The sequence below is a fragment of the Collinsella sp. CLA-AP-H1 genome, assembly GCF_040092945.1.
In the GTDB taxonomy this organism is placed as follows: Bacteria; Actinomycetota; Coriobacteriia; order Coriobacteriales; family Coriobacteriaceae; genus Collinsella.
The window spans coordinates 45159-64570 of record NZ_JBBNKO010000007.1 but is presented as its reverse complement, the minus strand read 5'-3'; the positions used below and the strand labels follow the sequence as shown (position 1 = coordinate 64570).

Genomic DNA, 19412 nt, shown 5'->3' with positions numbered 1-19412 from the left:
TAGTTCGGAGGAACATCTACCATGATTCAGATGCAAACCATGCTGAACGTCGCCGACAACTCCGGCGCTCGCAAGATTCGCTGCATCAAGGTGCTTGGCGGTTCCAAGCGTCGTTATGCAGGCATCGGCGATGTGTTCATCGGTGCTGTCCAGGAGGCTACCCCTGGCGCCAACGTCAAGAAGAAGGACGTTGTCCGTTGCGTCGTCGTTCGCACCGTTAAGGAGATCCGCCGCAAGGATGGCTCCTACATTCGCTTTGATGAGAACGCCTGCGTTGTCATCAACAACGATGGTTCGCCCGTCGGCACCCGTATCTTCGGGCCTGTCGCTCGCGAGCTTCGTGACAAGAAGTACATGAAGATCGTCTCGCTCGCTCCCGAGACCCTGTAGTTAGGGGAGATATATGTATATCAAGAAGGGCGATAAGGTCCAGGTTCTCTCTGGTAAGGATCGCGGCAAGCAGGGCGTTGTCCTGCGTGCTCTCCCCGCCGAGAACAAGGTCGTTGTCGAGGGCGTTTCGGTCGTCAAGAAGGCCGTCAAGCCCAACGCTGCCAACCAGCAGGGCGGCATCGTTTCGCAGGAGGCTCCCATCGACGCCTCCAACGTCAATCTCGTCTGCCCCGAGTGCGGTAAGGTTACCCGCGTCGGTCACGAGAAGGACGGCAAGAACAAGCTGCGCGTCTGCAAGAAGTGCGGCCACAAGTTCTAAGCTGCCCGCAACATCAAGTTGCTAGCAAAGGCCCGGATGCTCCACGGCATCCGGGCCTTTTTTCTATCGCTACTCGATGGCTTCGGTTTTGCCGTCCCGTCATTCCGGTTGCATCCAGTTTTCGGTGCCGTCTCGAATCGAGTGCCGCCAGGTGACACCCTGTCGCGTTTCGTCGGCTTCGGTGACAAAAGCCGGGACAACTCCAAAAACTATTTTCGAACTCAGGGCTTTGAGTTTTTGTTTTAGTCCCAAAGGGCGCGGCGGGATGCCTTTGAAGGCTCGATAGCGCCGAAACGCCCGTTTTGAAACTCAAATGCCTTTTCGCGTGCAAGACGCCAGCTGCAATAGGAAGTGAATCAACGCAGGTGGCTTTCAAACAGTTTGCAAAACTGCAGGTCGCAGGTCTTCATTGCCAGTAGGAGAAATGAGTAGTCTCAGGTGGCTTGCTCATGAGTTGACTAACGGGATTTGAGATTACGCTGACGTCCGGAAACGCTTCGAACACGGCGTTAAGTTTTTGGGGTTTGGGCGCAGCCCCTGCACCCGCGAGCGCGGGCCTTAAGCCCGCCGAGAGAGTGACGCGTCGAAAACGAAAGGGAAAGAGAGAAGGGGCCGTTCCTATCATTCAGGTTGCGACCGAAGAAGACAAGGAGACCCCCTGAGCCTGAATGATGCCCCACAGACCGCGTCCGACCGAGCTCAAGCCGAGCTTTTCCTGACGTCCGCCTTCGCGGAGATGATGGCTGGATTGGCTATGGATTGGCAACACCAATTTGGACGATTCCGGGAGGGACGGTCCCGCCTTCCTGAACTCGACCGGCGACATGTAGCCCAGTGTCGAGTGGATCCTGAAGTTGTTGTACCAGTGCACGTAATCCGAGAGCTTGGCTCGGAGCTCGCGCGCCCCTCCTCGGTCCTGCGGAGTGGCCGACGATCTCCCCGTTGCAGAGGTCGACGAGCAGGCAGACGTAGTTCCACGATGCCCCGACGCGTACGCAGGCCAGGTCGCTGCATATTTGGGTGCGCGGCGCCCTGCCGCCGAAGCCGCGCGCGACGACGTTCGGCACGTCGGCCTCGTTGACCGCCCCGGGGTGCACCTTGAACCTCTTCCTGCCGTATGTGCCGGCCAGGCCGTTCTCCCTCATGATGCGGCAGACGCGGCGCCGGCTGACGGTAACGCCCGACCTCCTGGGCGACGCCTTGATCTTGCGCGATCCGTTCCGGCCCTTGCTGGCGGCATGCGCCGCCGCGGCCGCCGTCGCCCCCGACATTAAGGTCCTCGAGGGCCGCGTCGTCTCCGGCGACCAGTTCGTCTCGCCCGCGGAACAGAAGGAGCGCATCCTCGCGACCTTCGGCGACCTGTGCTGCGAGATGGAGGGCTGCACCATCGCGCAGGCCGCCTATCTCAACGGCGTGCCCCTCGTCGTCGTGCGCGCCAACAGCGACAAGCCCTGCGCCGAGGGCCAGGTCGTCGACTACAACACCTTCGAGAAGAAGGCCGCCTGCGACTGCGCCCGCATCGCCGCGCGCATGGTTAAGCTTTAGGCCCTGCGCGCCGGGGCCCTTCTTTATGTTGGGACCCCGGCGCGCAGGGCCCTTTCCAAAGCGAAGTGTCGAGCCGAAGTGTTGAGCGTCGGCCCTGAATGTTCAATGGCCGTTGTTTTCTGCCCCTCAAGTGGTGGACTTTTCCTCGGGGCTGTTGATTCCCCCACGCGCCCCTTTCCGTTCTCTGTGTTCCCCTTATACTCCTTGTACGAGGAGGTAAGAAGTCATGGACAAGACCGCACAGGACAGCTTGGCAAAGAAACCCGTCGACATGAGGGACAGGATTCTCGAGCATCTCGAGGCCCTCACCTCTGCCGTCTCGCTCGACGACCTTGCCCGTCTGTCCACCTCCGACATCGCCGAGACGCTCATCATCTCCAGGAGCCTGGCGAGCCAGTACCTCAACGACCTTGTTCGCGCCGGCTTTGTGGTTAAGGTGGCGGGCAGGCCTGTCCGTTATTTTCATCGCCGCGCGTTCCAGAAGCGTTTTCAGGTAAAGCTCTCTGCAAGCGAGTACGCCTCGCTCGCCGACCTCATCCAGGCGACGGGAATCGCCGATCACCGCGACTTCGCGCGTGCCGTGGGCTTCGACTTGAGCCTCAGCTCCGTTGTCGAGCAGTGCAAGGCTGCGGTTCAGTACCCTCCGTTTGGCCTGCCCATCCTCTTGAGCGGCGGCGTGGGTGTCGGTAAGTCTTTCCTTTCTCGCCTTGTGTACGAGTACGGCAAGAACCAGGGCTTGCTGTCCCGCGACTCCTCCTATGTGCGCATCGACTGCGCCGGGGTCCCGGACGCCGCCTCGTTCAACGGGCTTCTTGACGAGTCGATCGCGAAATCGCGCGGGGGTGTGGTCTTTGTCAACGGCATCGAGGCACTCTCTCCCTCTGCGATGGAACACTGCCTTGCGACGGCCCTCGGGCTCGATGCCTCCCAGGATGCGCCGCGCGCTCGCCTCGTTCTTTCGACGACGCTTTCCGCCGATGACCCGAAGGTTTCCTCGGCCTACAGCAAAATGCCCATCTGTGCCCGCGTCCCCTCACTCAAGGAGCGGACCCCCGAGGAGCGCGAGGATCTCATCTTGAGCTTCCTGCGCAGCGAGGGGTGCCGAATCGGTTCTGATGTGAAGATCAGCCGCGGCGCATACCGTTGCCTCGTGAACGCGGACTTTTCCGATAACATCGCCGGCTTGCGCGCCTGCGTGACGAACTGCTGCGCCAAAGCGTTCCTCAATCGCGAGGGCGACTACGTCGTCGTTCGCCCGTATCTTCTTCCCAGCGGGCTCCTCTCCTCCGCGCAGATCGATCAACAGCCCGACGATGGCGTTCTGATCGACGCGTCCCTGGATGCCGCCGAGAGCACAGGGCCGGTCGAGCAGGCGCTCGATGCCCTGTGCTCTCTCGATGAGCGATTCTGCGCCGGGGAGCTCTCTGTCTCCGAGCTTGTCTCGCAAGCTGTCTCCGCTGTGCGCGGCGTTGAGGATCACTTGATCTTCGGCCACGGCGTCGCCTCATCGAGGTCGCGCGCCTTCGAGCGCGTCGTGGGCGCGGTCCTTGCCGACGCAGGCTCTTCTTATGGCATCGAGCTTTCGAGGAAGGTCACTTTTCTACTGGCCCAGGAGATTTGCCTGCAGTTGTGGCCGGGCATCGGCCTGGCTAAGCGAAAGTCTGCCTGTGCGGAGCAAATTTCCCATCTCCTCGGTGCCGTGACCTCCGAATTGCCGTTTGCCTCGAGCGTCTCCGATCAGGTCGCCGCAGACATGGAAGGGGCGCTCGGAATCTCGCTCGATCACTTCACGAAGACGCTTCTGACGTTGTGCGTCGCATCGGAGTCTCGCGACGCGAAGGCCCTTCGGACGCTCTGCGTCATCTTGTCACACGGCTACTCGACGGCGACGAGCATCGCCGACGCGGCGAACCGTATGCTCGGCGTGCATGTGTACGAGGCGGTCGACATGCCCTACGACCAGCAGCTGAAGGACATCGTCGGTCCGCTCCAGCGCCTCGTCGACCGCCATTCCTACTGCACCGGGGTCGTGTTTCTTGTTGACATGGGCTCTTTGGAGGAGGCCTATAAGGCCCTCGAGAACGTTACCGACTCCACCATCGGGGTGGTGAACAACGTCTCCACCGGGCTCGCGCTCGAGATCGGGTCCGGGCTGCTCGGCGGCAAGTCCATCGCCGAGGTTCTTGGCGATGCGACCGCCGTGTGCGTGACGCACTGCAAGGTAATCGAGCGCGTCAACCGTGAGGACGCCATCGTCTTCTGCTCCGAGTCCGGGGTCGACGCGGCCGAGAGGATACGTCAGCTCGTCTCGCAGAGCCTCCCGCGCACCATAGGCGCGCGCCTGCTCACGAGGCCCTTCAAGCAGCTTGCCGCGAACGGGTCGAACGACGCCGTTTTCTCCGAGCACCGCGTCTGCGCCGTCATCGGCACGGGAGACCCCAGGATTGCCTCCGTTCCCTTCGTCGCCCTCGAAGACATTATGTCGACGGCGTCCGCCTCGAAGGTCGATGCCGTGTTCGGCAGGTGGCTCGACGTCTCCGAGCTCGCTTCTTTCCACGAGAAGCTGCTTTCGAATATGACGCTGCAGAACGTTATCCGCTCCATCACCATCCTCGACCCGGAGCGGCTGTTCCACGAGATCGAGAGCGCCGTGCACGAGCTTCAGCGCAGAACGGGCGAGAAGATAAGCAGCAACGCCATCATCGGGCTGTACGTTCACCTCTGTTGCCTCGTCGAGCGCCTCGTCACCCGCAACCCCATCGAGACCTACGTCGGCCAGGATCGCTTCGAGGAAGAGCACGCCGACTTCATCGAGTCCTTCAGGCAGAGTTTCTCGAGCATCTCGACGCGCTATCGCGTGGAGGTTCCTGTAAGCGAGATCGCCTACGTCTTCGACTACATCAGCGTGAGCGCCGCCCCGGCGCGAGAGGAGCGTCTTGGCTCCTCGAGCCTCCTGTTCGACGAGTGACCCCCCGCGCCGTCACGAGCTGACCGCGCGTCTTCAATAATCCGATAATCCCTCGCCCGGCGCGAATCCGGATAGCGCCAAGGCAGTGCTGAATGAAAAACTTGATTTGATAGGAGCAAACATGAGTGTTGTTATGGCACGAATCGACAATCGCCTGCTTCACGGCATCATCGTGACGCAGTGGGCCCCGGTGTCGGGCGCAACCCGAGTCATGGTCATCGGCGACAAGGTCGCCGGCGACGAGGTCCTGAAGTCCACCATGAGGATGGCGCGCCCCGCGGGCATGGCCGTCTCGATCATCTCCGAGGAGACCGCGCTCAAGAACTTCGCGGCGGGCAAGTACGACCGCGAGAAGGTCTTTGTCATCGCCAAGGAACCCGAGACGATGCTTCACCTGGTCGAGTCGGGCATCGAGCTCCCGTCGCTGATCGTCGGCGGCTCTCTTGTCAAGGAGGGCGGCGTCCAGCTCACCCAGCGCGCCTATGCCTCTGCCGAGAACGTCCAAAGCTACAAGGCGCTCATCGCCCACGGCGTCAAGGTGACGGCACAGTTCGTGCCCGCCGACAAGCCCGTCTCCGTCGCCGACCTCATCTAAGGAGGGATCATGGTCAACTTCACTATCCTGCAGGTCGTCCTTTTGACCCTGCTTGCCTTCATCAAGCACGTGGACTACTACGGCATCCCGATGATCTTCGTCAACTATGCCGTCTTCTGGGGCCTTATCACCGGCGTGGTCATGGGCGACTGGCAGACCGGCCTCGTCATCGGCGGCACCATCCAGCTCATGCAGCTCGGCGTCGCGGGCTTCGGCGGCTCGTCGATTCCCGATTACGGCACGATGGCCATCATCGCCACCGCCTACGGCGTGACCCTGGGCTCCGACACGGGCCTCGCCATCGGCCTGCCGGTCGGCATGCTCGGCATCCAGCTCGACGTCGTCGTCAAGATCCTCAACGGCTTTGTCGTCGAGAAGTCCCAGAAGTTCTGCAACGAGGGTAAGTTCAATCAGATGAACGCCATCCTGTGGGTCTGCCCCGCGCTCTTCGGCCTGTGCGCCGCCCTGCCCGTCTTTGTCTCCGTGACGCTCGGCCAGCCCGCCGTCAACTGGCTCCTCGAGGTCATGCCCCAGTGGTTCCTCTCCGGCCTCACCCTCGCCGGCAAGATGCTCCCGGCCATCGGTATCGCCATGCTGCTCCGCTACATGCCAACCGCCAAGTACTTCCAGTACCTGCTCGCCGGTTTCTTCCTCTCGGCCTTCCTGAACGTGCCCATCATCGGTGCCGCCATCGTCGGCGTTGCCCTCGCGATCGCGTTCTATCAGCGTGCCGAGAAGGACGCCGAGCTCACCGCCCACGCTTCCGCAGACGCCTTCATCGGAGAGGATGAGTAACCATGGAAAACGAGAACATCACCGTCGCCGAGGGCAAGCCCTCCGGCTATAAGGTCACCAAGAAGGACCTGCGCAACGCGAACTGGCGCTGGCTCATGAGCGTGTGCACCTTCAACTACCAGACCCAGCAGGGCGCCTCGGTCGTCTACGCCCTCTCGCCGATCCTGAGGAAGATCTACACGAACGACGAGGACTATAAGCAAGCGCTCAACAACCACTTCCGCTACTACAACACCCAGCCTTGGCTCGCCGCCATCATCCTCGGCGCCTGCGTGGCCATGGAGGAGCGTGACGGCCTCGCGGCGGCGGACGCCGTCCAAGACCTGAAGATCGGCACCATGGGACCGCTCGCCGGCGTCGGCGACTCCCTGCTCATGACCATGATCCCGACCATCATGGGCTCCATCGCCGCCTACATGGCCATCGAGGGCAACCCCGTGGGAGCCGGCATCTGGTTCGCGCTCATCCTGGCCATCTTCTGGGTCCGCATGCACGCCCTCGAGTTCGGCTACAAGCAGGGTGTGAAGCTCGTCACCGACTTCAGCGAGAAGCTTCCCAACCTCACTGCCGCCGCCTCCGTGCTCGGCCTCACCGTGGTCGGCTGCCTCATCGCCTCGGTCATCGGCGTCACCTGCCCGATTAGCTTCAGCTTCGGCGACGTCTCGATGGAGATTCAGCCGCTGCTCGACAAGATCCTGCCTGCCATGATCCCCGCCGCCATCACGGGAAGCGCGTATTACCTTCTTACCAAGAAGAACGCGAGCATGACGGCCCTCATCCTCGTGGTGATCGTCCTCGCGATGGTCGCCTCCGCCGCCGGCATCCTCGCCTAGCTTCGACCCAAGAGATTGGTGAATCAATGAGAAAGATAGTTGTGGCGAGCCATTCCCTTCTCGCCCAGGGCTTCAAGGACACCCTCGAGTTCCTTACGGGTAAGAGCGACGCCGTCACCGCCGTTTGCGCCTACGTGAACGACAACGGCGAGGGGCTCGACGCGGCGGTCGAGGCGGCGCTTTCGGGCACTGACGAGGTCGTCGTCCTTACCGACGCGCTCGGCGGCAGCGTGAACCAGCGCTTCTCCCGCTTCGCCTCCGACCGGATCCACGTGATCGCGGGTGTCAACCTCCCGCTCGCCATGACGGTCGCGCTCGCGCGCCCCGACGAGAAACTCGACTTCGACGCCCTCGTCGACGAGGCGCGCCAGCAGATCGTCTACGTGAACGGTGCCAGTTCCGCCGAGTGCGAAGACGACGAATAGAGGAGGTCGACGATGAGAGAGTTCCTTAAAGACGTGTGGATGCACGGCGGTGAGGAAAGCCGCGCCATCACCCCCGAGAACATCACGGGCGAGAAGGGCCACGCCGCCATGTCGGCCAGCCACCTCGGCGTCGGCCGCAAGGGCTCGTGCTGCGTGCCCCTTGAGTCCGGCGAGACCATCACGCTCGCGGACATCGAGGGCCCCGGCATCATCCGCCACATCTGGATGACCGTCCCCGACAAGACCGCCGCCGGCAGCTTCGTCATGCGCGACCTCGTGCTGCGCTTCTACTGGGACGACGAGGAGACCCCCTCGGTCGAGTGCCCTGTCGGCGACTTCTTCTGCAACGGCTTCGGTGAGCGCGCCATCGTCAACTCGATGCCCATCTGCGTGAACCCGACGGGCGGCATGAACTGCTACTTCGAGATGCCCTTCAGGAAGCACGCCAAAGTCACGCTTACGAGCGAGCACCCCGGGTTCATTAAGTACATCTTCTACACGTTCAACTACGCGCTCACCGACGTGCCGGACGACGCCATGTACTTCCACGCCCGTTTTAACCGCGAGCGCAGCACCCGCAGGGGCGTCGACTACACCGTGCTCGACGGCGTGCGCGGTAAGGGCTACTACGTCGGCACCTACATGGCCCTGTGCGCCCTGGAGCGCTATTGGTGGGGCGAGGGCGAGATGAAGTTCTTCCTCGACGGCGACGAGGAGTTCCCCACGGTCACCTCGACGGGAGCCGAGGACTACTTTGGCGGTGCCTGGGCCTTCCTCGACAGGCCGCCCCACGCGCTGCCCGAGGCGCAGTGCTTCAACACACTGTTCGCCGGCTACCCGTACCGCTCGACGCGCGACGCCACGCGCGACCGCTTCAGCGCGGGCAAGCCGAACCCGAACCCGATGCTCGCGACCAACGACGACGCGCTGCCCAGGCACGGCCTCTACAGGTGGCACCTTCCCGACCCGATCTCGTTCAAGGAGGACCTGCGCGTGACGTTCCAGGACCTCGGCAACGACGACATCAAGCTCTACGAGCGCGAGGACGACATCTCCACCGTCGCCTACTGGTACCAAAGCGAACCGCACGCCGTGCTCGCCCCGTTTGCCGCAAGGCAGGACCGCGTGCCCAGGTAGGGTCGCCTCGAAACAAGCCAACGTTATGGGCGTCCGCGGTTGACCATGACTGCGGGCGCCCTTTGTAAGGAGGATCGCATGAGCGAAAAGCAAATGAGGCTCGGCGCCCTCGAGGCCGGCGGGACCAAGATGGTCTGTGCCGTGGTGTCCGGCGACGGCGAGGTCCTCGACCGTATGGAGACCCCGACGCTTGCGCCCGCCGAGACCGTCCCGCAGATGATCGAGTGGTTCGCCGCCCGCGATGTGGACGCGTTGGGCATCGGCGCCTTCGGCCCGACCTGCGTCGACCCCGCCGACGAGCGCTACGGCTCCATCCTCCAAACGCCCAAGCTCGCGTGGCGAGGCTATGGTCTTCGCGCCGCGTTTGCCGACGCCCTCGGGATTCCGGTGGCCTACGATACGGACGTGAACGTTGCCTGCCTCGGCGAAGCGGTCTTCGGCTGCTGCAAGGGGCTCAAGGACGCCGTCTACGTGACCATCGGCACCGGCGTGGGCGCGGGCGTCATGTGCGCGGGCAGGCTCCTTCACGGCATGCTGCACCCCGAGGCCGGCCACATGCTGGTAAGGATCCGTCCCACCGAGGAAGGACGCTGCGTCTGCCCGAGCCACGCGAGCTGCCTCGAGGGCCTCGCCTCCGGCCCCGCCATCGCCGCGCGCTGGGGAAAGCCCGCGGCCGAGCTCGCGGACAACGATGAGGTGTGGATGCTCGAGGGGGATTATCTGGGGCAGATGTGTGCGAACCTCGTGCTCATGTACTCGCCTCACCGCATCGTCCTCGGCGGCGGCGTGATGCACCAGGAGCAGCTCTACGGCATCGTCCGCAAGAAGACCCTCGAATATCTGGGTGGCTACATCCAGACCGCCGAGCTTAAGGACATGGAGAGCTACATCTGCGCCCCGGGCTGCGGCGGCGACCAAGGAATCCTCGGCGCGGCCGAGCTGGCAAGAAGGGCGCTCGCGTGACTTGCGCTCTCTCCGCCATACAACGCGTTAAGAAAAGACGAGCGCTTCTTGCCAATTGGGCGGCAAGAAGCGCTCGTCTTTTGCATTTGTTTTTGGGCAGAACGCCCCGCCTCCGCTAGAGTCCCTGGACCGCTACACCCACGAGGTTTGGACCGGTGTGGACAAGAAGCGCGGGGCTGATGTCGGAGCGGACGATCTCCACCGCGTTGGCCACGCGCTCGCGCAGGGCCTGCTCCATGCGGTCGTAAAGGTCGGCGTAGGCCGAGGTGTAGCTCACGGCAAAGCGCACCTTGGGGTGCTTCTCGGCGATGGCGGCGACGAGCTTGACCTCGGTGCGATGCGGTACTTGCATAGCCATTTCGTGTGCGCGAGGCTGTCGGCTTTCTGGGCCACAGCAATCACATTCCCCCTAGCATGATGATCTGAACAATCCTCATGCTAGGGGGAAGGTTTTTGTCGCGTAGCGGAAATTGGCCTCCACCCGCTGAGCGGGTGGCTTTCTATGCCGCGCGTGCCGTGCGGCACGGACTAAAGTCCATGAATAAAAACGAGGGAGGCCGTTTCCGACCTCCCTCGCAAAGGGTCTCTGATTACTCCCACTCATTGGGGACAGACTTAAATGAGTGCTCTTGTTTGGGACGTTCTTAAACGACTAGCCTATGGGGACAGTCTTTTGATCAATATATTTGGCCATCTGGGATGGGCTTCAACGAAAGCGGCACTTAGGGACTTTCCCTAGGTGCCGGCACATAGGGACGTTCCCCAGGTGCCGGCAGTTTGGGACGGTCCTTTGATGTCTGATGCCCCCAGAGGGGTGAAGTAATACAGCCTGCTCTGTCTTTTAGGGCTTTGCTGTTCTGCCCCTTTATGTTTCGCAAGGACTGTCGCACGCGCATTTATGCGCATATCATTGCGCGATAATGCGTGTAATGGCGCAAACATGTGCAAACTATGGCTAAATAGTGACTGAAAAGCAAATAGACACGCAAATACGAGCAAATACGCGCGTATTTGTGCGAATATAAGGCTGTTGGAAATGAAGAACTTTCGATGACTCAGGAGGCACATGATGACAGATTCCAAACAGGTTCCACTCGACTCCGCGGCAGCAGCAAAGGCAGCGTTCGCTTCGGTTCAGGACAAGCCGTTCCCTAACGACATCTTTACGGCACCCGAGCTCCGCTGGGCTGTGATCGGGTGCGGCGTTATCGCCAACCAGATGGCCCAGTCCCTCGCTCTGGCCGGCCGCAAGCTCGCGGGTGTCGCCAACCGTACGCTGTCCAAGGCCCAGGCTTTTGCCGAGCAGTATGGCGTCGAGAAGGTGTACGAGACGGTTGAGGACCTCTACGCCGATCCGGACATCGACGCCGTCTATATCACCACGCCGCACAACACGCATATCACCTATCTGCGTGCCGCGCTCGCCGCCAGCAAGCACGTGCTCTGTGAGAAGGCCATTACCCTTAACTCTGCCGAGCTCGACGAGGCCCGTGCCATCGCCGACGAGCACAACGTGGTCCTTATGGACGCCACCACGGTTCTCCACATGCCGCTGTATCAAGAGCTGCAACGCCGCATGGATGCCGGCGAGTTTGGCCACATGAACCTCGCTCAGCTCAACTTTGGCAGCTACAAGGAGTACGGCGATCTGACCAATCGCTTCTACAATCGCAACCTTGCCGGCGGCGCCATGCTCGACATTGGCGTGTATGCGCTCTCCGTCATGCGCCTGTTTATGGCCAGCCAACCCGCTGAGGTCGTGTCTCTGGGCAATACCTGCGAGACTGGCGTTGACGTCGCGGGTGGCATTGTCTGCCGCAACGCCGAACAGCAGCTGGGCGTCGTGAGCCTTACGCTCCACTCCAAGCAGCCCAAGCGCTCGGTCATCAGCTTCGACAAGTGCTATATCGAGGTCAACGAGTATCCGCGTGCCGACCATGCGACCATCGTGTGGACTGCGGACGGTCACCGTGAGGAGGTCCACGCTGGCACCGAAGCCTACACACTGTGCTACGAGATGGCCGACCTGGAGAAGGCCGTTGCCGGCGATGATTCGAAGCGCGAGCTTCTGGGCTATGCTTCTGATGTTATGGAGCTGATGACCAAGCTACGCGCCGACTGGGGAGTCGTGTACCCCGAGGAGGAGTAAGCGATGCTTGCGGAAGATAGACTCAACGCAATCGTGTCGATGGTGCAGCAGGCCGGCTCGGTTACCGTGCCGGAGCTTGCTGAGGCCCTGGGCGTGACGGCGTCTACCATTCGGCGCGACCTGCAGACGCTCGACCGCGCACACCGTATCGCCAAGGTACACGGAGGCGCGACGAGTCTGGAGCGCGCGCACGTGACGCGCGACCTGACGATCAACGAGCGCAGCGATCTCCATAACGATGACAAGGAGCGCATCTGCGCCCGTGCCGCGGCCCTGGTGGAGCCCGATAGCTTTGTGTATATCGATTCGGGCTCCACGACCCTCAAGCTCATCGAGCATCTTCCGCGCCTTGAGGGCGTCACCTATGTGACTGATTCCGTGCTCCATGCTCAGCACCTCGCTCTGCGCGGCATGCGCACCGTTGTGCTGGGCGGCGAGCTCAAGCCCGAGACCGAGGCGCTCGTCGGCCCCGATGCCTTGGCAACTCTGGACCGCTATAACTTCAACTGCGGCTTTTGGGGTTCCAATGGCATCGCCGCCGAGCAAGGTCTCACCACACCGGATATCGAGGAAGCGCAGGTCAAGCGTGTCTCGATGCGCCATACCGCCAAACGCTTCGTAATCTCGGACGCCAGCAAATTTGGCATGGTGGCGCCCGTCAAGTTCGCGGACTTCCGCGATGCAACGATCATCACTGCGGGCGAGGTACCCGCCAAGTACCAGTCGATGGATAACGTCATCACGGTCTAGCAAGCAGGGGCAGGCTAAGGCCAAAACCACCACAAAGGTGCCTGTCCCCATTGTGGTGGTTTAGGGCTCCCAGGGGCAAGGGGCTTCGATGTGGATGTGCTCACCGGTTACGGGATGCGTGAAGGACACGCTGTGGGCATGGAGCATGAGGCCGCAAGGACGCGGCGTGCCGTACAGGTCGTCGCCGACCAGGGGGTGATGCTCGCTGGCCAGATGCACGCGGATTTGATGCTTACGGCCGGTGAGCAGCTCGACATCGATATACGAGCGCGTGGGCAGGCCACGACGGCTCTTAAGACGCTTGAGCACCTTCACGCGCGTTTGAGACGGCTTGCCGCTGGCGCCGACGCGCATCTTGCGGCTGTCGTGGCGATTGCGGGCGATGGGCTTGTCGATGAGCTTTTCGTTCCAGTCGATCTTGCCCTCGGCGAGCGCCAGATAGTGCTTTTCGAAAGCGTGGTCGATGACCATCTGGTCAAAGGCGGGCTGCGTCTGCTTGTCGAGCGAGAACAACACCACGCCGGTGGTGTCGCGGTCCAGGCGGTTGAGCGGCTGCATGTCGGTCGCGGCAAAGCCGTCGCCCATCGCCAGCAGCAGGTCGCTGGCGTAGTCGGTGAGCGTGCGCTCGCCGGTGCCGTCACCGTGTACGATCATGCCGGCGGGTTTGTCGATGGCCATGAGCCAGGCATCGCAGTAGAGGACTTGAGGTTCTTCGTTCACGTGTAAGCCTTTCGGTTAGCTAATTCCCACAAACATGCAGCCCGAGGTGGCACCGCGTAGGCGGGCGGCCGGCTTGCGGCCGGCTTGCGTGGCCTCGACGGCGCGACGAACGCGGGCGACGGCACGGCCCACCTCATCCGTCTCGAGCAGCGTTCCGTCTACCATGAGACGACGCACGCCGGCATCGAGCAGCTGAGGGACCTGCGGCGTGAGGTCGATGGGGTAGGCATCGTACAGGCGAGAGCGGCCGTGGATGTCGGTTCGGACGGGCATGACCTTTCCGTCGATATTCTTGAGCGAGAGCTTGCGGGCACGCAGGCGGCAGTTGGCACAATCGTGGATGCAGCCGTTGGCAACCTGCAGAATGCAATGCTCGCTTGTCATGACACGCGGGCGGCCAAAGACGGTGATGCCCAGAGCCGCGGGCGCGGCGGCGCCGAGCGAGACAATCTCGTCGAGCGTGATCTCGGGCGAGAGCCAAAACGCACCGGCTCCGCGCGCGGCAAGCGCCTCCATGCAGGGCGTGTTGTGCACCGGCAGGCAAGAGCGGACCTCCGCCGTGGCGCCAACCTGGGCGGCCAGGGCAAGCTCAGAGATGTTGCCGATAGCGACCGTGGCGCCGGCAACAACCCACGGGTCGACGCGCTCGTGGTCGACGGCGCGGCAGACCTCGTCGAGTACGGGCACGATACCCTGCTCAAATGCATCGGCAGGGGAGAGTCCGACAGCCTCGAGCGCATCGGTGGTCATATAGATGCGCGCGGCGCCCTCGGCACGAGCAGCCTCGGCGGCTTCGAGCGTGGTGACGGCGGCGCAGATCTGCGGCTCATCGCGGTAATGCTCGGGTATGGCGTGCGTACATTTGTCGAGTACCGGCCACTCGAGCGTTTTCGCGCGCTCCTCGTACGGTGCCAGAATGGCCTCCTCCAATGCTTTACAGGCGGCGGCGCGCACCTTGTGCACAGCGGAAAAGCCCATACCGCAGCCCTCATCGAGCGCCACATCAAAGCTCGCTGCCTCAAACGGCGAGGAGCCCATGCGGCCCACATGCTCAACCAGGTCTGAAGCCTCGACGGCGCGGGTCTTGGCAGCCTCGACGGTAAAGCCCGTGGCCGTGGCGGTGAGCGATGGGTCGTCGCAGCAAGTAAGCGTGACAGTAAACGGCTCGCCCAGGCGCGCCACGACGGACACATCAACAGCTCGGCGGCGCAGCACATCGCGCTTGAGCGCGGCGCCGGCGGCGTCAATGGCGCGCTGGCTGCGGATGACGCGCACGCGGCAGCCCTCGGGCATGCTGCGGGGCACGCGGCACTCGATGATGTCGCCCGCGGCGGCATCATCTGCGGCAATGGTGGTCAGGAACTGGTCAAACTCGTTATCGTGGCGAAGCTCCAGCAGGTCGCCCTTGCCCACGGGCTCAAACAGCTCAATGCGGGCGATGGCGGCACGGCGACGGCGGTCGTCGGGCTTGAGGCCGCGCACATCGCGGTTGGCCGGGCGGCTGCCCAGCACCGTGCCCACGATCTGGCCGCGGTTGTTGGAACGCTCGTAGCTCATCATCTCGTCGCCCGAGGTGCCGTCCTGATAGGCGTGCGTAAAGTCGCGGTTGAAGCAGCGCTTGAGCTGGCGCTGGCGGGCGGCTTCCTCGTCCTTGGCAACGGCGGCTCCGGATAGCATGTCGTCAATTTCGTGACGATACACATCAACGATGGAGTACACGTAATCGGGTGCCTTCATGCGGCCCTCGAGCTTGAGCGATGCGGCGCCGGCGTCATACAGACGGCGAACAAGCTGTGAGGTGTTGGTGTCGCGAGGGCATAGGGCACGCTCGCGACCGGCGGGGGAGAGCGCGCGGCCGTTCTCGTCGATCAGCTCGTAAGGCAGGCGACAGGGCTGGGCGCACATGCCGCGGTTGGCCGAGCGGCCCGCCATGGCAAAGCTCGACAGCAGGCACAGACCCGAGTAGCAAAAGCAGATGGCGCCGTGGCTAAAGACCTCCAGGTCAACGTCGGGCGCGGCATTGTGAATGGCGGCAATCTCGTCGATGGAAAGTTCGCGCGAGAGGGTCACGCGGTCGGCGCCCTGTTCGCGGCACCAGATGGTCCCACGGTCATCGTGAATGTTCGCTTGGGTCGAGATATGTGTCTCGATGCCGGGCATGGTGCGCTTGACCTCAAAGAACAGGCCCCAGTCCTGAATAATGAAGGCATCGGCGCCCAGCGTGGAGCAGCGGTGGATGAGTTGCAGCGCATCGCCCATCTCGGACTGCTTGATGACGATGTTGACCGTGACGTAGACGCGCGACCCGGCTAGATGTGCGGCGCGGCAGGCTTGCTCAAAGGCCTCGTCGGTAAAGTTGGTGGCCTTGCGGCGGGCGTTGAAGCTGCCCATGCCGCAGTAGATGGCATCAGCGCCAGCGGCGAGTGCGGCGGCAAAGGGCTCGGGTCCTCCGGCGGGCGCTAAAAGCTCGGGTCTGTGGTTGGTGGTTCGACTGGCGGTTGCGGTCATATCCTGCCTTTCAAAATGCTCAGATATTCAAAAGTATAGTGGCGCCGTCGCGATGGACGATGCCCGCAGCCTAAGCAGGACAAAGTCTTCAGCAGCTTGGGCTGGCTTCCCCACATGAGAACCGTTCAGCGGTTCGGGGAAACCGTTGGGCGATAAAATATTCTCGCAACGTGATAATAATCTTGCATCGCACGGAAACCTTGAGTACTATCCCAATCAAGCGCGGTGTTCAGACCGAACTGTGCCTCCCGGTGTGAACACCGCGCTCACGCTCTCTATTTGATTGTAAGGAGAAAAACATGAGCAAGACTGTCGTGTCTTCCGATAACGCACCCGCAGCCATCGGCCCGTATTCCCCCGGTATCCAGGCCGGCAACATGGTGTTCCTGTCCGGCCAGCTGGGCATCGACCCCGCAACCGGCAAGATGCCCGAGGGCGTCGAGGCCCAGGCCAAGCAGTCCCTCGCCAACGTCGAGGCCCTGCTGACCGCTGCCGGCGCCACCTTTGCCGATGTCGTCAAGACCACGGTCTACCTGGCCGACATTGCCGACTTCGCTGCCGTGAACGAGATCTACGCCTCCAAGTTCGAGGCCCCGTTCCCCGCGCGCAGCGCTTTCCAGGTTGCCGCCCTTCCGGCTGGCGGTCTGGTCGAGATCGAGGTCGCCGCCGCTCTCTAAGGCGTTGGCCACAACTAAACATGACATGCAAAAAGACCCTGCAGCGCGTGCGAGCTGCAGGGTCTTTTGTCAAGTGACGGATCGCTTGTGGAGCCGCGCTTCATTTTGCTCGTTAGCCTTCCTTGCGGACTTTTTGCAGGTAGCGGTAGACGCTGGGCTCTGAGATGCCCAGCGCGGCGGCGGCGCAGGCCACGGCGCCCTTGAGCATGAACACCCCGTTGCCGTTGAGGTGGCGAATGACGTCCACGCGGTCGCTCTGACCAAGCGACGCTACATCCAGCCCGCGCGCGCTCAGCAACTCGGCAATGCTGCGGTCGATGAGCTCCTGTGTGGACTCCGAAAGGCTTTCGACCTCGATAGGGGCGGGCTCCGTGCGCGTCGGCGCCGCGTCGAAGCACGCCATGAGCTGCTGCGCCATGGCGTTGATGGAGCGTACGGTCGAGAGGTCGGTGTTGACGCAGAGCATACCGACGATCTCGTCATTCTCGCGGATAAAGTACGTCGCTGACTCCAACGTCTTGCCGCCGGCGCCGCGGCCCTCGTAGCCCGTAATAAACGGCAGGTCGCGATACTTGGCGTCGTGCATGATCTTGAGTGCCAGATCGGTGGCGGGACCGCCGACCTTGCGGCCGCTCACGATGCCGTTGCGAATATCGACGATGGCGTGGTCGGGATCCGAGAAATCGTGCAGCACGATTTCGCTGTTTTTGCCGAGTATCTGCTCCAGAAAATCGACCATCGGCAAAAAGCGACGTACGGTCTCGTTCACGGGCAACTCCTTTGGGTGAAATCGGAAATGTTCATAACAATTTTTTCTCATGGTAACACGCTGCCCATCATCTCGTATATCCGCAGGTACATTGCGTAATGCAGACGAACGGTAGGAATTTAGCGGTAAACGGTTGACCAAAAGAAAAGTTAGATGTTATTTTGACCAGACACTTTCCTGACCTGCGGAAATGCGGTATTTCAGCTGAAGAATAGTCTGATAACAAAAAATTATTATTGAGAATGAGAATCATCTTTAATACGATATGCAATGAAGGCACAACCTCAACCCCGCACTGCGTCACAATAGAGCGTTAGATGCGAAAACAACTACTTCGAGGATTGGTGGTCAAATGACCCAGGAGACGGTTACGAACGGCACTGAAGCCCTGTTCACTCGCGAAGGCATGCCTCCCGTTAAGGAAATGATCCCGTGTGCCCTTCAGCACGTACTGGCATCGTTTGCCGGCATCATTACCCCGGCGGTCATCATGGCCGGCGTCTACGGCTTTAATAGCCAGCAGAGCACCGACATCATTCAGGTCGCGCTTATTCTTTCGGCAATCGACACGGCCCTTCAGGCCTTCGCTCCCTTCCGTCGCATCGGCGGCGGCCTGCCCATCGTCATGGGCGTTTCGTTCGCGTTCCTCCCGGCCCTGCAGGCCATGGGCGCATCGGGCTTTAGCTTTGGCGCGCTTTTGGGCGGCGAGATCGTCGGCGGCGCCGTTGCGGTCCTCTTTGGTCTGGCCTACAGCAAGATCAAGTGGCTGTTCCCGCCCGTCGTGACCGGTACGGTCATCTTCTCCATTGGCGTTTCGCTGTATCCCACGGCCGTCAAGTATATGGCCGGCGGTATGGGTACGCCGCTGTGGGGCACCCCGCAGGCCTGGTGCGTCGCTCTTATCACCTTCGCCGTGGTCTTTGCGCTCGCCAACTTTGGCAAGGGCACGCTCAAGCTGGGATCCGTGTTCTTTGGCATGATCGTTGGCATGATCGTCTCCATCCCCTTTGGCATGATCGACTTCTCCAGCGTCGCCACCGCTCAGGTCTTCGCTCTTCCCAAGCTCATGCCCTACGCGCTCGAGTTTGATCCCGAGGTCTGCATTACCCTCGCCGTCGTGTTCCCCATGGTTGCCATCCAGGTTATCGGTGACGTCTCCGCTGCCTGCCTGGGCTCCATCGACCGTATGCCCACCGAGCGCGAGCTCTCCGGCGCTATCGTGTCCCAGGGCCTCACCTCTATGGTCGGCGGTCTGCTGGGCGGTCTTCCCACCAGCGCCCTTGGCCAGAACGTGGGCATCATCTGCTCCAACAAGGTCGTCAACAAGTGGGTCTTTGTGATCATTGCGGCCGTCTTTGCCATCGCCGGTCTGTTCCCGCAGCTTTCTGCCGTCCTTTCCGCTATCCCGCAGCCCGTCATCGGCGGCGCGACCGTCGGCGTCTTTGGCACCATCACCATGAACGGCGTGCGCATGTTCACCCGCGAGGGCCTCACGCAGCGCACTACCACCATCGTCGGCACCTCCGTCGTCTTTGGCCTGGGTATCTGGATGGCCAGCGGTTGCCTTGCCGGCGAGGGTATGCCCGCCTGGGTGTCCACCGTCATCGGCTCCAATGCCGTAACCCCCACCGCCATCATGGCCATTGTCCTTAACCTGATCCTTCCGCAGACGCCGGTCGTGGCTCAGCACATCGATGCTGCCAAGGACGCTGCCGTGGATCTGGTCTTGCCCGAGAGCAAGAAGTAACCAATTCGGTGCTATTCGTCGGCGGACGCATCGCCTCGTCCGCCGACGCCATGCGGCACCAAGCCGCACTTCAAAGGGTTTGTCCCTTTGGTGAAGCGTTGACGGGAGAGGGCCCGTTTCCG

Annotated in this window: 20 protein-coding genes; 14 read left to right on the top strand and 6 right to left on the bottom strand. The window is 62.1% G+C overall.

Features of this window, described 5'->3' with window-relative positions; all coding sequences use genetic code 11:
- Nucleotides 1-21: 21 nt before the first annotated feature.
- Both rplN and rplX read left to right on the top strand, forming a co-directional pair.
- Nucleotides 22-390, top strand: a complete 369-nt coding sequence (gene rplN, locus AAAV44_RS05610; RefSeq protein ID WP_006235041.1) for a 50S ribosomal protein L14 — start codon at nucleotides 22-24, stop codon at nucleotides 388-390.
- Nucleotides 391-403: 13 nt separating this feature from the next.
- On the top strand, nucleotides 404-709 hold the full coding sequence (gene rplX, locus AAAV44_RS05605; protein ID WP_006235043.1) for a 50S ribosomal protein L24: 306 nt from the start codon (nucleotides 404-406) through the stop codon (nucleotides 707-709).
- 625 nt (nucleotides 710-1334) lie between these two features.
- Here rplX and AAAV44_RS05600 read toward each other — a convergent pair.
- Together AAAV44_RS05600 and AAAV44_RS05595 are read right to left on the bottom strand one after the other, a co-directional pair.
- Nucleotides 1335-1580 carry an IS3 family transposase gene (locus AAAV44_RS05600; RefSeq protein ID WP_349114942.1) on the bottom strand — a complete coding sequence of 82 codons (246 nt, stop codon included), beginning with the start codon at nucleotides 1578-1580 and terminating at the stop codon, nucleotides 1335-1337.
- Complete coding sequence (locus tag AAAV44_RS05595; protein ID WP_349114940.1) at nucleotides 1462-1980, bottom strand: IS3 family transposase; 519 nt, start codon at nucleotides 1978-1980, stop codon at nucleotides 1462-1464. Before AAAV44_RS05595 ends, AAAV44_RS05600 begins: the two co-directional genes overlap by 119 nt.
- Here AAAV44_RS05595 and AAAV44_RS05590 point away from each other — a divergent pair.
- The 8 genes from AAAV44_RS05590 (at nucleotide 1910) to AAAV44_RS05555 (ending at nucleotide 9970) form a co-directional block, all read left to right on the top strand.
- Nucleotides 1910-2254, top strand: coding sequence for a hypothetical protein (locus AAAV44_RS05590; RefSeq protein WP_349114939.1), 345 nt, complete (start codon nucleotides 1910-1912; stop codon nucleotides 2252-2254). The genes AAAV44_RS05595 and AAAV44_RS05590 overlap by 71 nt on opposite strands.
- A gap of 226 nt (nucleotides 2255-2480) precedes the next feature.
- On the top strand, nucleotides 2481-5222 hold the full coding sequence (locus AAAV44_RS05585) for a PRD domain-containing protein (protein WP_349114938.1): 2742 nt from the start codon (nucleotides 2481-2483) through the stop codon (nucleotides 5220-5222).
- Between the two features lie 121 nt (nucleotides 5223-5343).
- Nucleotides 5344-5817, top strand: a complete 474-nt coding sequence (locus AAAV44_RS05580) for a PTS sugar transporter subunit IIB (protein ID WP_349114937.1) — start codon at nucleotides 5344-5346, stop codon at nucleotides 5815-5817.
- A gap of 9 nt (nucleotides 5818-5826) precedes the next feature.
- A complete protein-coding gene (locus AAAV44_RS05575) occupies nucleotides 5827-6612 on the top strand; it encodes a PTS sugar transporter subunit IIC (RefSeq protein ID WP_152067441.1) in 786 nt (261 codons plus the stop codon).
- Nucleotides 6613-6614: 2 nt separating this feature from the next.
- Nucleotides 6615-7445, top strand: coding sequence for a PTS system mannose/fructose/sorbose family transporter subunit IID (locus AAAV44_RS05570; RefSeq protein ID WP_349114936.1), 831 nt, complete (start codon nucleotides 6615-6617; stop codon nucleotides 7443-7445).
- A gap of 26 nt (nucleotides 7446-7471) precedes the next feature.
- A complete protein-coding gene (locus tag AAAV44_RS05565; protein ID WP_152067443.1) occupies nucleotides 7472-7870 on the top strand; it encodes a PTS fructose transporter subunit IIA in 399 nt (132 codons plus the stop codon).
- Nucleotides 7871-7882: 12 nt separating this feature from the next.
- Entirely contained in the window at nucleotides 7883-9007 is a 1125-nt protein-coding gene (locus tag AAAV44_RS05560) for a glycoside hydrolase family 172 protein (protein ID WP_260698761.1), read from the top strand.
- A gap of 78 nt (nucleotides 9008-9085) precedes the next feature.
- Complete coding sequence (locus AAAV44_RS05555) at nucleotides 9086-9970, top strand: ROK family protein (protein ID WP_349114935.1); 885 nt, start codon at nucleotides 9086-9088, stop codon at nucleotides 9968-9970.
- Nucleotides 9971-10085: 115 nt separating this feature from the next.
- On the opposite strand, the gene AAAV44_RS05550 is transcribed toward AAAV44_RS05555, so the two are convergent.
- Complete coding sequence (locus AAAV44_RS05550; RefSeq protein ID WP_193221404.1) at nucleotides 10086-10322, bottom strand: DegV family protein; 237 nt, start codon at nucleotides 10320-10322, stop codon at nucleotides 10086-10088.
- A 717-nt stretch (nucleotides 10323-11039) separates the two neighbouring features.
- Between AAAV44_RS05550 and AAAV44_RS05545 the strand changes: the two genes are divergently transcribed.
- Both AAAV44_RS05545 and AAAV44_RS05540 read left to right on the top strand, forming a co-directional pair.
- On the top strand, nucleotides 11040-12119 hold the full coding sequence (locus AAAV44_RS05545) for a Gfo/Idh/MocA family oxidoreductase (RefSeq protein ID WP_349114934.1): 1080 nt from the start codon (nucleotides 11040-11042) through the stop codon (nucleotides 12117-12119).
- A 3-nt stretch (nucleotides 12120-12122) separates the two neighbouring features.
- Nucleotides 12123-12869 (top strand): DeoR/GlpR family DNA-binding transcription regulator, encoded by a 747-nt coding sequence (locus AAAV44_RS05540; RefSeq protein WP_349114933.1) that lies wholly within the window; start codon nucleotides 12123-12125, stop codon nucleotides 12867-12869.
- A gap of 60 nt (nucleotides 12870-12929) precedes the next feature.
- On the opposite strand, the gene AAAV44_RS05535 is transcribed toward AAAV44_RS05540, so the two are convergent.
- Nucleotides 12930-13589: an RluA family pseudouridine synthase gene (locus AAAV44_RS05535; protein ID WP_349114932.1), complete on the bottom strand. Its 660-nt coding sequence runs from the start codon at nucleotides 13587-13589 to the stop codon at nucleotides 12930-12932.
- A 15-nt stretch (nucleotides 13590-13604) separates the two neighbouring features.
- Nucleotides 13605-16097, bottom strand: a complete 2493-nt coding sequence (locus tag AAAV44_RS05530; RefSeq protein WP_349114930.1) for a U32 family peptidase — start codon at nucleotides 16095-16097, stop codon at nucleotides 13605-13607.
- A 299-nt stretch (nucleotides 16098-16396) separates the two neighbouring features.
- Here AAAV44_RS05530 and AAAV44_RS05525 point away from each other — a divergent pair, with 299 nt between their 5' ends.
- Complete coding sequence (locus AAAV44_RS05525; RefSeq protein WP_118385339.1) at nucleotides 16397-16774, top strand: Rid family detoxifying hydrolase; 378 nt, start codon at nucleotides 16397-16399, stop codon at nucleotides 16772-16774.
- A 112-nt stretch (nucleotides 16775-16886) separates the two neighbouring features.
- Here the strand turns inward: AAAV44_RS05525 and AAAV44_RS05520 are convergent, their stop codons facing one another.
- Nucleotides 16887-17543: a PAS domain-containing protein gene (locus AAAV44_RS05520; protein ID WP_233506175.1), complete on the bottom strand. Its 657-nt coding sequence runs from the start codon at nucleotides 17541-17543 to the stop codon at nucleotides 16887-16889.
- A 352-nt stretch (nucleotides 17544-17895) separates the two neighbouring features.
- Here AAAV44_RS05520 and AAAV44_RS05515 point away from each other — a divergent pair, with 352 nt between their 5' ends.
- Complete coding sequence (locus AAAV44_RS05515; protein WP_055285183.1) at nucleotides 17896-19290, top strand: solute carrier family 23 protein; 1395 nt, start codon at nucleotides 17896-17898, stop codon at nucleotides 19288-19290.
- Nucleotides 19291-19412: the final 122 nt, after the last annotated feature.